The following is a 15,007-nucleotide window of genomic DNA, read 5'->3' as shown; positions in this document are numbered from 1 at the left end:
TGAAATTTATATAAGCTTTGGATTTTATCTAAAAATTGCTTAACTTTCTATATAAATCGGTTATTATGTTTATGATTTGAATATTTTTTCAAATTTTTCTAAAGCTCTGTTAAAATTATAATTTTTTCTTTTTAAGGTATAAAATTTACGCTTTAGGTCGATATTTTTTAATTTAATTTCATAAAGTGTTGAATTTTTTAATTCTTTTTCTATGCTTTTTTTGGAAAAAATAGAGATTGCTTTTTTTTGTAAAACAAGTTCTTTAATCGCAGCCATTCTATCAAGTTCAAGAAAAATATTAAGTTTTTTTGAGCTTGCACCAATTTCGTTTAAAAATTTATCCCTTAAGCCTGAGCCTACTTCTCTTAAAATCCACTTTTGTTCCAAAAGTTCATCGATATAAAATTCTTTTTCATTGAGTTTTTTATCACTTGTAGCTACTATAAGTTCATCATCTTGCCAAAAATTTATTTCTAAATTTTCATACTCCACTAAAGCTGGATCAAGTTCTGCTTCAATGATTGCAAATTCTATATTTCCGTTTTTTAGTAAATTTAAACATTCTTTTGAATTCTGCGTTTGAGAGCGAATTTCTATGTTTTTAAATTCTGCCTTAAAATCAAATAAAATAGGAGCTAAAAAATGTTCAGAAATGCTTTGAGTTGAGGCTATTTTTATTTCCCCTAAGAGCATACTTTCGTCGTTTAATTTTTCTAAGCTTTGGTAGTAGGCTTGTATAATTTTTAACCAATTTTTTCCTAGTTCTAAAGCTTTTGGTGTAGGTAAGAGTTTTTTTCCAAGTCTTTCAAATAAAATGCCATCAAATTTATTTTCTAAATTTTTAATTACTATTGAAACATTAGGTTGAGTTATGGAAAAATTGTTGGCTGTATGAGTTGGACTTTGAGTGTTTAAAAGATCTAAAAATATTTCCATATCTTTGATTTTCATGAGTGATTCCTTTATTTAATAAAAAAAATTTATTATAAAAATTAAAATAATATATTTCTATAATTTTAATAAAAAAAATATAATAACACAAAATTTACAAAAAGGAAAATAAATGAAAACAAGTTTTTTAGCACATAGCGTGGCTATAGTGCGATCAAATTTTAAGGGTTTGCTTTTTACTGCTTGTATAGTGATTTTTGCTATGTATCTTTCTAGTGTTCAAAGTATCAAAGATACCACTCATTTAGCAGCGACTGCTTTTGCTATTATCATAGGAGTGTTGCTTTCTCCTTGGTTTTTTAAATACCAACATCATTTTCAAGCCGGAGTGCATTTTAGTGCGAAAAAACTTTTAAGACTTGGCATTGTTTTATATGGTTTTAATATCACTTTAACTGAGCTTTTAAGCGTAGGATTGAAAGGATTTTTGCTTTCTGCTATAGTGATATTTTTTGTTTTTATTATTGCTTTATTTGTGGGAACGAAAATTTTTAAACTCGATAAAGAAACTTCTATGCTTGTTGGAGCTGGAAGTGCGATTTGCGGTGCGGCAGCGGTTTTAGCACTAGAGTCAAGTTTGAAAAGTGATCCTTTTAAGGGAATTTTAGCTGTAGGTACGGTGGTGATTTTTGGACTTGTATTTATGTTCTTATATCCCATAGCTTTTTCTTTAAATCTTTTTCCTTTTTTTGATCAAAATGCTATGGGTGTTTTTATGGGAGCTACTTTGCATGAGGTGGCAAATGTCGCAGGTGCTGCTGAAATGGCAAAGGATATGGCAGGATTTGAGCAAGGTGCTTCTAATGTTGCAGTGATTATAAAAATGATGAGAGTGATTTTACTTGTGCCTTTTTTGCTTATAGTGACTTATTTTTTCGCTAAAAATCAACATTCAAGCAGTGGAAAAACTGCAAAAAGTATCACTATACCTTATTTTGCTTTTGCATTTTTAGGCATGATAGTTTTAAATACTTATTTAGCAAGCAAAGAAAGTATTTTAGGTATTGCTACGAGTGATATCATCTCTTTAGGTAAAACACTTTGTACTTTATGTATCGTTTTTGCTATGGCAGCTTTAGGCTTGCAAATTGACTTTAAAAAATTTTTAAAAAGTGGCTCTAGGGTATTTGGCTTGGCTTTTGTTTTAGGGCTTGTTTTGATTTTTGGAGGATATTTTTTAACCTTAGCTTTTAAAGGTATACTTTGGTAATAAAAATTATTTTTTATTTTAGAAAATTTTATTTTATTAATCAACTAAGAATATAATTTAATTCATTAATTAAATTTATTAAAAAGGAATAAAGATGAAAAAAATTCTTGTAAGTGTTTTAAGTTCTTGCTTGTTAGCTTCGGCTTTAAGTGCTGTATCTTTTAAAGAAGATAGTTTAAAGGTTTCTTTTGAAGGATATAAAACTAAAGATATGATAGGAACAAAAGGTGAATTTAAAAATGTAGAATATAAATTTTCTAAAAATATAAAGGATTTGGCAAGTTATCTTAAAGGCGCTAAAGCTACCATAAAGCCAAGCAATGCTTTTATGGGTGAAGGCAATGATATTATAACCAATAATATCACAAAAGTATTTTTCCCTGCTTTATTGGGAGATACGGATATTAAAGTTGTTTTTCAAGATGTGATTGCGGGTGAAAATAAAGGCGTTATTTCAGCAAAAATTACTATGGATAAAAAAAGTACTATTGTACCTTTAACTTATACCATCAAAGATAATAAATTTGAAGCTAAAGGACAACTTGATTTGCATACTTTTAAAAATGGTTCTAAAGCATTAAAAGCATTAAGCGATGTTGCTGCAGGACATGGTGGAATTTCTTGGCCTTTAGTGGATATCAGTTTTAATGCTGATTTAGCAGAATAAAAAGTAGCCTTAGGGCTACTTTAAAATACAATATCTTCTTAAATTATTTTCAAAAATTTCATAATCTTTTATATTTTCAAGTTCTTGATAAATTTCACTACCTTTCCATAAAATAAAAACTGTATTTTCATCTTTTAGATTTTTGCAAATTTCAAGCAAAGGCTTGACATCCATTAAGGCTCTTGAAGTGATGATATCAGCTTTAAAGGTATTCTTGTATTCTTGAACTTTTTCTTTGTAAATATGTAAATTTGGAAGTTCACATTCTATTTTTAATGTCCGCAAAAAGGCAGCTTTTTTGGGATTGGGTTCGAAAAGATGAAAATTGCTTTGCAGTAAAAAAGCTAAAAATACAGCTGGAAATCCTGCGCCACTTCCTATATCGGCAATATTTTTTGCTTTAGAAAAATCATAAAAATCTAAAATTTTAATACTATCAAAGATATTTTCATCTATATTTTTTAAATGAGTAAGATTGTGAATGCGGTTAAATTTAGATAATAATTCTTTATAAATTTTTACCTTTTCTTCAAAGTTTTTTAAATCATAGTTTTGCAAAAAATCATAATCTTTAAAAATCATTTATTTAAGATGTCCCATTTGAGTTTGTTTTATGTTTAAATACTCTACATTAAAACGATTAGGTTCTATTAAAATCGGTATGCGTGTGATGATTTTTTCTTTGATAGAATCTAGCTTTTCAGGGTTATTTGTGAGTAAATTAACCTTAGAAATTTCATAGTGTTTGAGTATAAATTCTACAATTTCATAAGTTCTCTCATCGGCTTTAAAGCCAAGCTGATGATTTGCTTTAATCGTATCAAAACCTTTATCTTGTAAAGCATAAGCATTAACCTTGTTAAAAAGCCCTATACCCCTTCCTTCTTGTCTAAGATAAATCACCATTCCGCCATTCTTTTCTATATATTTTAGCGAAAATTCAAGCTGTTCTCCGCAGTCGCATTTTAAACTTCCTAAAGCATCTCCTGTTAAGCACTCTGAATGAATTCTTAGATTGAGTGTATCTTTTGGAGTGTTTTTAAATATGCATAAATGTTCTTTATCGTTTTCTTTGAAACTTTGCATTTGGAAATTTCCCCATTTGCTAGGTAAATTCGCAATTTCTGAAATTTTTATTTCCATTTACTACTCTCTATAATCAAATTTATGTTAAGATTTTAGCAAAAAAAGGACAAAAAAATGTTTAAAAGATTTAGAAGATTAAGGCTTAATGAAAACTTAAGATCTATGGTAAGGGAAAATTCTTTAAGTGTAAATGATTTGATTTATCCGCTTTTTGTGGTTAATGGAACGGGGATAAAAAAAGAAATTTCTTCTATGCCTGATGTGTTTCAAATGAGTTTAGATGAAATTTTAAAAGAGTGTCAAAATGTAGTTAATTTAGGCATTAAAGCCATTATACTTTTTGGCGTTTTGGAAAATGAGAAAAAAGACAGCTGTGGAAGCGATGCTTTAGATGATGAAGGGCTTGTTGCAAGAAGTATAAGAGAGATTAAGAAAAATTTTCCAGATCTTTTTATAATCAGCGATCTTTGTTTTTGTGAATACACAGATCACGGGCATTGTGGGATTATCAATCCAAAAACAAAAAGTGTGGATAATGATGTCACTTTAGAAATTTCAGCCAAACAAGCCTTAGTTCACGCAAGAGCAGGGGTAGATATGATAGCACCTAGTGGAATGATGGATGGTATTATCACTACTTTGCGCAAAGCTTTAGATAAGGAAGGTTTTGAAAATTTGCCTATAATGGCGTATTCTACTAAATTTGCTTCAAGTTATTATGGGCCATTTCGAGATGTAGCAGAGTCAGCTCCAAGTTATGGAGATAGAAAAAGCTATCAAATGGATTTTGCTAATGGTAAAGAAGCTTTAGAAGAAAGCTTAGAAGATGAAGTGCAAGGAGCTGATATTTTGATGGTAAAACCCGCTCTTGCTTATCTTGATGTGGTTAAAGAAATATCCCTTCATTCTAACTTGCCTTTGTGTGTTTATAATGTAAGCGGAGAGTATGCTATGTTAAAGGCAGCTAAAAATGCTGGAGTGATTGATTATGAAAAAGTTTTATATGAAACTATGATAGCTTTTAAAAGAGCAGGAGCAAAGCTTATCATCACTTATCATGCTAAAGAATTAGCTAAAATGTTAAAAGGAGAAAAATGAAACATTTTTTAACTTTAAGAGATTTTTCCAAGGAAGAAATTTTAAGTCTTGTAAATCACGCTAGTGAGCTTAAAAAAGAGCCTAAAAAACTTTTACAAGATAAAACTTTGGCAATGATTTTTGAGAAAAACTCTACAAGAACAAGAATGGCTTTTGAATTAGCCATAACAGAGCTTGGCGGAAAGGCTTTGTTTTTAAGCAGTAATGATTTACAACTTAGTCGTGGCGAGCCTGTAAAGGATACAGCTAGGGTGATAGGAGCGATGGTTGATTTTGTGATGATGAGAGTCAATAAACATGAAACTTTACTCGAATTTGCAAGATATTCTAAAGCCCCTGTGATCAATGCTTTAAGCGAGCTTTATCACCCTACTCAGGTTTTAGGAGATTTGCTTACTATCAAAGAATGGAATAAAATGCAAAATGGTATAGCAAAAGTTGCTTTTATTGGAGATAGTAACAATATGTGCAATTCTTGGCTTATTGCGGCTGCGATTTTGGGCTTTGAATTTAGTATAGCTATACCAAAAAACTATAAAATTAGCCCTGAAATTTGGGAATTTGCTATGAAGCAGGCTTTGATTTCAGGAGCTAAAATTTTCTTAAGTCATGATAAATTTGAAGCCTTAAAGGATAAAGATGTAGTCATTACCGATACTTGGGTTTCTATGGGTGAAGAGAATGAAAAAGAACGCAAGATTAAAGAATTTGAAGGATTTATGATCGATGAAAAGGCTATGAGCGTTGCCAATAAAGACGCGATATTGCTTCATTGTTTGCCTGCTTATAGGGGTTATGAAGTGAGTGAAGAAATTTTTGAAAAACATGCAGATGTGATTTTTGAAGAAGCAAGAAATCGCCTTTATGTGGTAAAAGCCTTGCTTTGCTTTTTGGATAATCAGAGAGGAAGAGAATGAAAGAGCTAGAAAAGTATAGCACTTGCTTAAAACGCATTGATGAATTTAGTCAAAATCTAGGAATAAAGAAAAAAGATAGAACGATTTTTAAAATGAAGCAAAGCGAGAATGAAAACGAAAAATGTTTAGTTCTTGAAAATGGAAGTTTTGATTCTCCTGAGCCTTGGTTTGTGATCGATGAAAACGATGAAATTCACACTTTGCTTTCTTTACAAAGTCTTAAGAATATACTTGAAAGTTTAAAACAAAGTCAAAAAGAGAATTTTGAATTGCGTTTAGAAAAGGCGATTTATCAGCAAATTCCTGTAGATTTTAACGATGTTTGGACGGTTGCTATGGATGAGATCAAGCAAAAGGCACAAAATGGCACTATGGAAGTTAGTATTGATCTTGAAAAATTAATTTCTAAAATCAAACAAGAGCATCCAAATTTATTTGTAGATATGCAAGCGATGATAGAAAGGGTAAACCAAAATGAGAGATTATAAAGCTTTTGTAAAATACTCTAAAGCAGGACCACGCTATACTTCTTATCCTACAGCAGTAGAGTTTAATACAAATTTCAAATACGAAGAATATATAGAAATTTTAAAAAAACAAGATAGATCTTTATCGCTTTATTTTCATTTACCATTTTGTAGGAGTGCTTGTTATTTTTGTGGTTGCAATGTCATCTATACTGCAAAAGAAGAGAGTAAAGAAAGGTATTTAACTTATATTTTTAAAGAGCTTGATATTTTAAGTACCATTTTAGATACTAAAAGAGAAGTGGTGCAAATGCACTTTGGTGGCGGAACTCCAACTTTTTTTAGCGCTAAACAACTTCAAAGTTTGATTTTAAAAATCAGATCTGTTTTTGGAAATTTTTCTAAAGATGCAGAGATTAGCTGTGAGATCGATCCGCGTTTTTTAAATGAGGAACAAGCCATAGTTTTAACGCAAAATGGCTTTAATCGTATCAGCTTTGGAGTGCAGGATTTTGATGAAAAAGTTCAAAAAGAAATTCATCGCATCCAGTCTTTTGAATTAACACAAAATGCTTTAAATCTTGTAAGAAATAAAGGCATAAAGTCTGTAAATATGGATTTAATTTATGGTTTGCCTTATCAAAATTTACAAAGCTTTACACAAACTTTAGAAAAAGTTATGCTTTTAAACCCTGATCGTTTGGCGATTTTTAATTACGCTCATGTGCCTTGGCTTAAGAAAAATATGAGAAAATTTGATGAAAATACCTTGCCAAGTCCTGATGTTAAGCTTGAAATTTTAGAATTTTGTGAGAAATTTTTAAGCAAAAATGGTTATAAAATGATAGGAATGGATCATTTTGCAAAAGAAAATGATGAGCTTTTTAAAGCTTTAGAAAATGGAACTTTGCATAGAAATTTCCAAGGTTATACTACCAAAGGCGGTGCTGATTTAGTCGGTATTGGGCTTACAAGTATAGGCGAAGGGCAAAGACATTATGCGCAAAATTTTAAAGATATGTCAAGTTATGAAGCTGCATTAGATAGAGGAGTTTTGCCTTTTGAAAGAGGCGTAGCTTTAAGCGATGATGATGAGCTTAGAAAAGCAGTGATTATGGAGTTAATGGCAAATTTTAAGCTTGATATCAAGTCAATAGAAAAAGAATTTTGCATTGATTTTCAGGAGTATTTTAAAGAGGATTTAAAAGCTTTAGGAGAATACAAAGATTTTATTAATTTTGATGAAAATTTTATCAAAGTCAATGAAACAGGTGTTTTACTTATAAGAAATATTGCTATGTGTTTTGATGCTTATATGAAAAATATCAGCGAAGATAAAAAAGTATTCTCAAAAACGGTGTAAGATGAAATTTAGTCAAATAAGTGATGCTTGTGTTAAATGTGGCAAATGTATACCTGTTTGTACTATACATGAAGAAAATCGCGATGAAATTACTAGTCCAAGAGGATTTTTAGATCTTTTAGCTGCTTATAAAGAGGGAAGTCTAGAACTTGATAAAGAAGCTAAGAAAGTTTTTGAATCTTGTTTTTTATGCACCAATTGTGTTGAAGTATGTCCAAGTAAATTAAGAGTAGATAATGCCATAGAAGAAGTTCGTTATGATATAGCTAAAAAATTTGGTATAGCTTGGTATAAAAAACTTATTTTTTTCTTTTTAAGAAGACGCAAAATTTTAGATTTGGTAGCTAAGCTTGGCTATGTGTTTCAAAGTTGTGCGTTTAAAATTCAAAATGAGAATGAAAATACAGGTATGAAGGCAAGATTTTCCATGCCTTTTGTTAAAAAGGGAAGATTACTTACAAGTTTTAATAAAAAAAGTTTCTTAAATTCTAATCCAAAAGTTATTAATAATGATGGAGAAAAAACAATAGGTTTTTTTGTAGGTTGTTTGGCGAATTATTTTTACATAGATACGGCTAATGCAGTGCTTAAAATCACTAAGGAATTAAAAATCAATGTGGATTTGATGAAAGAACAAGTGTGTTGTGGAGCGCCGCAATTTTTTACGGGTGATTTTAAAAGTGTTGAAGTTTTGGCTAAAAAAAATATTGAGTATTTTGAAAAAAAATTAGAAAAATTAGATGCTATTATAGTTCCTGAGGCCACTTGTTCGGCTATGTTAAAGATAGATTATGAACATTTTTTTATAATGCAAAATGATTTAGACTGGGCAAAACGCGCAAAATGTGTGTCATCTAAGATATATATGGCTAGCGAGTATTTTTATAAATTTACTTCTTTAGAAGAAATTTTAAAAACAAAAAATAAATTTAATTATAGCATTACTTATCACGATCCTTGCCATGCAAGAAAAATGCAAGGAGTTTTTAAAGAGCCAAGAGAACTTTTAAAAACAAATTATCATTTTGTAGAAATGAGTAATTCTAATACTTGTTGCGGTTTTGGCGGGGTGAGTATGCAAACGGATTATTATGATAGAGCTTTAAGTGTAGGGCTTAAAAAAGCACAAATGATCGATGAAAGTAAGGCTAGTGTGGTAAGTGCCGAGTGTTCAGCTTGCAGAATGCAAATTTCAAATGCATTAGAACAAAATTCAAGTAAGGTTGTTTTTGCCAGTCCTTTAGAACTTATAGCAAAAGCTTTGTGATGATGAAGATAGTATTTAAAGGCAAAAGTTCTGAATATGAAATTCAAAGATCGTGCTTTTGTGTTGATGCTTTTGTGATTAAAGATAAGATTGAAGAACGAGATGGTGTTGATTTTATCACTTCAAATGTAGATCTTTTGGAATTTAGTGATGACAGTTTTACTTTTGAAGAAATTGTAAAACATTTTAATATTTGTGATACTGAAGATATGATTATCGTTGAAGATTTTGACATGAAATCAAACAAAGATAATCAAAACCAAGAAGATGATATAGAACACAACATCTTAAAATCCGAAAAAATAATACATGAAAACACAAAACAAACAAGTATGCAATTTAAAAATTTAAAATTTTTTTCAAGAATTTTTAAAAATGAAAATTTTCTTTCTGATTTTAAAGAAAGTAAACAAGAAGTTGTTACTATCAAAAAACATGAAAAACTTGAAATTTTTAAAAATTTATCTCAAGAAGATCAAGAAATTAGCTTTGTTAAAATTGAAATTTTAAATTATGATAGTAATGAAGATAGTTTAAGTTTTAATCTTGATATATTTCCAAGCGGTATGAGCTATAAGTACGGAATTTTAAAAGACTCTATGCATATTATTTTACAAGGTAAAACTTCTAGTACGATGCTTTTTCCGTTTTTAAAAAGTATGATTTATAAAAATAAAAGCGAAAATTCAAGTGAAAAAATTTTTACTTTAATGATAAATCAGAAAAAACACTATAAGCTTATCGCAAATCTTTCTTAGTTTTATTTTATTATATTTTCTATATTAGAGCGATTTTTTTCAATTAAAGAGCGATTTTTTTGAGTTGTTTCTTTAAGATCGGCTATATCTTCTTTCATATTTTGTATGTTTTGGTTGAGTAATTTTATCTTTTTTTCATAGCGAGTAACGATGATAAAGACTACAAATAAAAATATAATAATCAAAAAAATAAATGCTAAAAATTCCATATTTTTCCTTTTTAAAACTAGATTTTGAAATATATCATTTAAATACTTCAAAAAACTTTTACGGGTTTTTTATTTTGTATTTTAGTTTTTTTATCTTTAAACTTATATATAAATTGTCAAAAAGTAACAAAAAAATATATAAAAAAATAATTAAATTAAAAAAATAATTAAAGATAATAAATATCTTATTTTTTTATGTTATATTTTAATAGATATCTAAAAAGGATTTTAATATGGAAAAATCACTTTTATTTCATTTTAGACGCATTGGAGTTGAATTTATCATTTTTAGTGTTTATGCTGTTTTTAGTATCTCTTGGGCAGCGACAGGGTCTTTGATGCCTTTGATTTCAAATGATCTTGCCCTAAATACTCAGCAAACTACTTTAATCACTACCATGATAGTCGCGAAAATTTTTGGTCCTTATCTTGGATTATTTTTTAAAAGAAAAAATATCTCTTTTAAAATAATGCTATTGTCTGGAGGAGCGTGTATTTTTATATGCGGATTTTGTATGTTATTTTTACAAAATTTAGTATTGATACAGATTTTTGCTGTGTTATCAGGCATTTTTTATTCTATGTGGTTTCCATTTTTCTTTAATCTACCTTCAGAACTAAAAAATTCCAATCCAAATCAAACTGCTTATATTATGAGTGCTTTTTGGAGTATTACCTTTGTTATACTATCATTTAACCTATGGGTAGTATCTTGGAGTGTTGATAAAACCCATAGTTTTACTTTGGGTTTTGTTTATATTTTTGCTTTGATTTTTATTTCAGCGATCTTAGCACAATTTGTTTCACCTAGAAGAGAAAATTTTATACAAGGAGAAAAATAGAATGAATTTAATTCCAGAAATACTAGACTTACAAGGCGAATTTGAAAAAATTCGTCATCAAATTCATGAAAATCCTGAGCTTGGTTTTGATGAATTATGTACTGCAAAATTAGTGGCGCAAAAATTAAAAGAATTTGGTTATGAGGTTTATGAGGAAATAGGAAAAACAGGCGTTGTGGGGGTTTTAAAAAAGGGGAATAGCGATAAAAAAATAGGACTTCGTGCAGATATGGATGCTTTGCCTTTACAAGAATGCACAAATTTGCCTTATAAAAGCAAAAAAGAAAATGCAATGCATGCTTGCGGTCATGATGGACATACTACTTCTTTATTGCTTGCTGCAAAGTATTTAGCAAGTCAGAATTTTAATGGCACTCTAAATCTTTATTTTCAACCTGCTGAAGAGGGTTTGGGTGGTGCTAAGGCAATGATAGAAGATGGATTGTTTGAAAAATTTGATAGTGATTATGTTTTTGGATGGCACAATATGCCTTTTGGTAGCGATAAGAAATTTTATCTTAAAAAAGGTGCGATGATGGCTTCTTCGGATAGTTATAGCATTGAAGTTATTGGAAGAGGTGGTCATGGAAGTGCTCCAGAAAAGGCAAAAGATCCTATTTATGCTGCTTCTTTGCTTGTTGTGGCTTTGCAAAGTATAGTATCTCGCAATGTTGATCCCCAAAATTCAGCAGTTGTAAGCATAGGAGCTTTTAATGCAGGACATGCTTTTAATATCATTCCAGATATTGCAACGATTAAAATGAGTGTTAGAGCATTAGATAATGAAACTAGAAAGCTAACTGAAGAAAAAATTTATAAAATTTGTAAAGGTCTTGCACAGGCTAATGATATAGAGATTAAAATCAATAAAAATGTTGTTGCACCAGTGACTATGAATAACGATGAAGCTGTGGATTTTGCTAGTGAGGTTGCAAAAGAATTATTTGGCGAAAAAAATTGTGAATTTAATTATCGTCCTTTAATGGCAAGTGAGGATTTTGGGTTTTTTTGCGAAATGAAAAAATGTGCCTATGCTTTTTTAGAAAATGAAAACGACATTTATTTACATAATTCTAGTTATGTTTTTAATGATAAACTTTTAGCTAGGGCTGCAAGTTATTATGCGAAGCTAGCTTTAAAATACTTAAAATAAAAACTAATCTAGAATTTCAAGCGCAATTTCTTCCTTTAAACCTTTGATTTGAATTTCTTTGAGTTTTAGATTTGAAGGAAGGTTTGCTAAAAGCTCTTTATTGTTTTTTACTTGGTTTTTTGCACTTATGGAGAGTAAAATTCCCCTGTAAGCTTTAGCAAAATGACTGATGACTTTACCATTTTTTACAAATTTATAGGTATAAAATTTCTTTTTTGGGGTATAGAATTTATCATAAAATCCTGCTCTAAGATCAAGTATTTCTTCATTTTCCAAGTATTCATCTAAGGCTTTACTAAAATGTTCTTTATAAAATTTCTCTATGGTAAAATTTCCTATTTTAGCCCCTTGCTTGAATTTATAAAAGGGTAGGGTATCATTAGCTCTTACAACGCCAAAAAGATTAGAAAATATAAGAGTATTTTCTAAAATATAAGCTTGACTTTTTTTATCTAGGATTTTAAAATTAAGATATTCATAACTTACCCCAGTGTAAAGCATTATAGCTTCTTGAGTGGGAGCTTGTTTTAAGTCGTGTTTAAATTTATCAATTTCATTTTCGTTTTTAATGCCAAAAAGTTCTTGTAAATTTTTTAAACTTGCATTTTTGATAAATTCTCCATAATGCTTTAAAGCTTCCATTCTATAAGGAAATAATTCTTTAAATATAAATGAGTTTTCATCGATGGGATTTTTTGTACAATTTTCATTTTTACTTTCACTAGGGGAGAATAAAATTTTCATTTTAGCCTTTTTTGTTAATGTTATGAAAACATTAAGAGCAAAGAATTTAATCTTGCTTTTAATGTTTTTGAAGTTTTTATCATTTTAAAATTTAAAATGACGCTCCGCCCATTAACATAGAAAACATGATAAATGGAAGTATAATTTTTAACGCTTCTGTGGCATCTTGATTGTTGATGCTCAGTTTTTCTATACTGTCGATTCCCTGTGTGCTATAGTCACTAACAGGGATGTTTTTAAATTTTAAATCAAGATTGAGTTTATAATCATCGTTTTGAGTAATATTGTTTAAAATAGCTAAAGCTTTATCAAAGATTAATGCTTGTTCTTCATTTTGACTTTGAGTTTTTAAGGTTTGTAAATTTTCCTTAGCAGTTGTTATATAGCTACTAAATACGCCTTCGGTTTTAAGAGTTGAATCAATTTTAAAATTGTTTAAAATGATGTATTTTTGGATTGTATTGCTAAAATTTGAAGCTTGTTCGTAGTTTGCTATATTAAGAAGTTCATTGATAGCTTGTTCATCCATAGCTAAAGTTTGAGTGTTAAATTTTATACCCTTAGAATCAAGGTAATTAAGCAAATCTTCTTTTAGATTTATATTTAAATTTGTATTGAAATTTAATTTTGCGTTATAAAATTTTATATCAAGATTATCTATATAATTGTTTTCCTGTTTGTTGATGGAGTTGTCAAATGATAAAGTATAAGAATCTGAGCTTAATTTATTGATAAAAGAGCTGATTTTTGGATCTTGTTGAAATAAGCTTGCATTGATGTCACTAACAACTTTTTCTCCAAGTTTAAAATCTTCAAAAACCAAATTTGATTGTATGCTTTTTTGGTTTTTAAAAAGATCGTTGTAATATTCTTTAATGCTAATTGATGTATTTGCTTCGCCTTTGTAAATTTCATTTGAACGAATTTTGATATTTTTTGCTTGAAATAGTTCTTGATACTCATCGTTATTATCTTTTGCAAGAGTTTTGAAATTTGGACTTAAACACGCTATAAAATCACCATCTGCATTGCATTTAAAATCAGAAAATTCAATCTTTATTCCAGAGTCCTGAGAAAGACTTGCAATTTCTTGTTTAACTGTTTGATTTAGTTGATTTTCATATTTTTTAACTGTTTTTTCATCTATGGAATTTCCGCAAGCTGAAAACAAAACAGCTATTCCAATAGAGAGAAAAATACCTTTTTTCATAGTTTTCTCCTTAAAAAATTTAAAAAAAGATTATATCTTTTTTTTACTTAAAATTTAAACAATACTAAAAGAGAGTGTGTGATTAATTACATTTTTACACATAGGAAAATCTTTTTAGTTTGTTTCAAATGCATTATTTATAATTTTAAGTATAATTAACTTTGCAATTATTATATATTTTTGCAACAGCTTTAAGCTTATTTTTAAAGAAAGGAAATGTATGAAAAAAATACTTCTAAGTGTTTTAACGACCTTTGTTGCAGTAGTATTGGCTGCTTGTGGAGGAAATTCTGACTCTAAAACTTTAAATTCTCTTGATAAGATCAAGCAAAATGGAGTTGTTAGGATTGGGGTATTTGGCGATAAACCACCTTTTGGTTATGTAGATGAAAAAGGAAACAATCAAGGCTATGATATAGCTTTAGCTAAACGCATAGCAAAAGAACTTTTTGGCGATGAAAATAAGGTGCAATTTGTTCTTGTTGAAGCTGCAAATAGGGTTGAGTTTTTAAAATCAAATAAAGTAGATATTATTTTGGCTAATTTTACTCAAACTCCGCAAAGGGCAGAACAGGTTGATTTTTGCTTGCCTTATATGAAGGTAGCTTTAGGCGTAGCTGTACCAAAGGATAGTAATATAACTAGCGTAGAAGATTTAAAAGATAAAACCTTGCTTTTAAACAAAGGTACAACAGCAGATGCTTATTTTACGCAAAATTATCCTAATATTAAAACTTTAAAATATGATCAAAATACCGAAACCTTTGCCGCTTTGATGGATAAAAGAGGCGATGCTTTAAGTCATGATAATACCTTGCTTTTTGCTTGGGTGAAAGATCATCCTGATTTTAAAATGGGTATCAAAGAGTTAGGTAACAAAGATGTTATCGCACCAGCGGTTAAAAAAGGCGATAAAGAACTTAAAGAATTTATCGATAATTTGATCATTAAACTAGGCCAAGAGCAGTTTTTTCACAAGGCTTATGATGAAACTTTAAAAGCTCATTTTGGAGATGATGTTAAGGCTGATGATGTAGTGATTGAAGGTGGAAAAATTTAATAAAG

17 protein-coding genes are annotated in these 15,007 nt (G+C 29.3%); 11 read left to right on the top strand and 6 right to left on the bottom strand.

The window, feature by feature from the left end; all coding sequences use genetic code 11:
- Positions 1-69: 69 nt before the first annotated feature.
- Positions 70-951 (bottom strand): LysR family transcriptional regulator, encoded by an 882-nt coding sequence (locus FBF21_RS05055; RefSeq protein WP_002855820.1) that lies wholly within the window; start codon positions 949-951, stop codon positions 70-72.
- Between the two features lie 112 nt (positions 952-1,063).
- Between FBF21_RS05055 and FBF21_RS05050 the strand changes: the two genes are divergently transcribed.
- Together FBF21_RS05050 and FBF21_RS05045 are read left to right on the top strand one after the other, a co-directional pair.
- Positions 1,064-2,161 (top strand): YeiH family protein, encoded by a 1,098-nt coding sequence (locus tag FBF21_RS05050; protein ID WP_002853043.1) that lies wholly within the window; start codon positions 1,064-1,066, stop codon positions 2,159-2,161.
- Between the two features lie 94 nt (positions 2,162-2,255).
- Complete coding sequence (locus FBF21_RS05045; RefSeq protein ID WP_002859197.1) at positions 2,256-2,828, top strand: hypothetical protein; 573 nt, start codon at positions 2,256-2,258, stop codon at positions 2,826-2,828.
- Between the two features lie 15 nt (positions 2,829-2,843).
- On the opposite strand, the gene rsmG is transcribed toward FBF21_RS05045, so the two are convergent.
- A complete protein-coding gene (gene rsmG / locus FBF21_RS05040; RefSeq protein WP_002855974.1) occupies positions 2,844-3,410 on the bottom strand; it encodes a 16S rRNA (guanine(527)-N(7))-methyltransferase RsmG in 567 nt (188 codons plus the stop codon).
- On the bottom strand, positions 3,411-3,971 hold the full coding sequence (ribA, locus tag FBF21_RS05035) for a GTP cyclohydrolase II (protein ID WP_002853056.1): 561 nt from the start codon (positions 3,969-3,971) through the stop codon (positions 3,411-3,413).
- 57 nt (positions 3,972-4,028) lie between these two features.
- Here ribA and hemB point away from each other — a divergent pair, with 57 nt between their 5' ends.
- From hemB to FBF21_RS05005, 6 genes are read left to right on the top strand one after another with little or no spacing between them, the layout of a single operon-like run.
- Positions 4,029-5,012, top strand: a complete 984-nt coding sequence (gene hemB, locus FBF21_RS05030) for a porphobilinogen synthase (RefSeq protein WP_032583739.1) — start codon at positions 4,029-4,031, stop codon at positions 5,010-5,012.
- On the top strand, positions 5,009-5,929 hold the full coding sequence (gene argF / locus FBF21_RS05025; protein WP_002893230.1) for an ornithine carbamoyltransferase: 921 nt from the start codon (positions 5,009-5,011) through the stop codon (positions 5,927-5,929). The genes hemB and argF overlap by 4 nt, the downstream gene beginning before the upstream one ends.
- A complete protein-coding gene (locus FBF21_RS05020; RefSeq protein WP_002853412.1) occupies positions 5,926-6,417 on the top strand; it encodes a DUF2603 domain-containing protein in 492 nt (163 codons plus the stop codon). The genes argF and FBF21_RS05020 overlap by 4 nt, the downstream gene beginning before the upstream one ends.
- On the top strand, positions 6,404-7,759 hold the full coding sequence (hemN, locus tag FBF21_RS05015) for an oxygen-independent coproporphyrinogen III oxidase (RefSeq protein WP_052786632.1): 1,356 nt from the start codon (positions 6,404-6,406) through the stop codon (positions 7,757-7,759). The genes FBF21_RS05020 and hemN overlap by 14 nt, the downstream gene beginning before the upstream one ends.
- A 1-nt stretch (position 7,760) precedes the next feature.
- Entirely contained in the window at positions 7,761-9,026 is a 1,266-nt protein-coding gene (locus tag FBF21_RS05010; protein WP_052796742.1) for a (Fe-S)-binding protein, read from the top strand.
- Positions 9,023-9,784 carry a DUF5416 family protein gene (locus FBF21_RS05005; protein WP_075867350.1) on the top strand — a complete coding sequence of 254 codons (762 nt, stop codon included), beginning with the start codon at positions 9,023-9,025 and terminating at the stop codon, positions 9,782-9,784. Before FBF21_RS05010 ends, FBF21_RS05005 begins: the two co-directional genes overlap by 4 nt.
- Positions 9,785-9,786: 2 nt before the next feature.
- Here FBF21_RS05005 and FBF21_RS05000 read toward each other — a convergent pair whose 3' ends face one another.
- Positions 9,787-9,993, bottom strand: coding sequence for a membrane protein (locus tag FBF21_RS05000; protein ID WP_002853356.1), 207 nt, complete (start codon positions 9,991-9,993; stop codon positions 9,787-9,789).
- Positions 9,994-10,226: 233 nt separating this feature from the next.
- Between FBF21_RS05000 and FBF21_RS04995 the strand changes: the two genes are divergently transcribed.
- Complete coding sequence (locus tag FBF21_RS04995; RefSeq protein WP_002872801.1) at positions 10,227-10,835, top strand: hypothetical protein; 609 nt, start codon at positions 10,227-10,229, stop codon at positions 10,833-10,835.
- Position 10,836: 1 nt separating this feature from the next.
- Positions 10,837-11,988, top strand: a complete 1,152-nt coding sequence (locus FBF21_RS04990; protein WP_052796741.1) for a M20 aminoacylase family protein — start codon at positions 10,837-10,839, stop codon at positions 11,986-11,988.
- A gap of 3 nt (positions 11,989-11,991) precedes the next feature.
- Here FBF21_RS04990 and yaaA read toward each other — a convergent pair whose 3' ends face one another.
- Together yaaA and jlpA are read right to left on the bottom strand one after the other, a co-directional pair.
- Positions 11,992-12,732: a peroxide stress protein YaaA gene (gene yaaA, locus FBF21_RS04985; protein ID WP_002869889.1), complete on the bottom strand. Its 741-nt coding sequence runs from the start codon at positions 12,730-12,732 to the stop codon at positions 11,992-11,994.
- A 91-nt stretch (positions 12,733-12,823) separates the two neighbouring features.
- Positions 12,824-13,942: a lipoprotein adhesin JlpA gene (jlpA, locus tag FBF21_RS04980; protein WP_002869890.1), complete on the bottom strand. Its 1,119-nt coding sequence runs from the start codon at positions 13,940-13,942 to the stop codon at positions 12,824-12,826.
- A gap of 220 nt (positions 13,943-14,162) precedes the next feature.
- On the opposite strand from jlpA, the gene FBF21_RS04975 reads away from it, so the two are divergent.
- On the top strand, positions 14,163-15,002 hold the full coding sequence (locus tag FBF21_RS04975; protein ID WP_002860724.1) for a cysteine ABC transporter substrate-binding protein: 840 nt from the start codon (positions 14,163-14,165) through the stop codon (positions 15,000-15,002).
- The last annotated feature ends 5 nt before the right edge of the window (positions 15,003-15,007 follow it).

It is taken from the genome of Campylobacter sp. CFSAN093238 (genome assembly GCF_012898015.1).
Classification (GTDB): domain Bacteria; phylum Campylobacterota; class Campylobacteria; order Campylobacterales; family Campylobacteraceae; genus Campylobacter_D; species Campylobacter_D jejuni.
The sequence above is the reverse complement of the archived record's forward strand: the minus strand, read 5'-3'. Positions and strand labels throughout refer to the sequence as shown.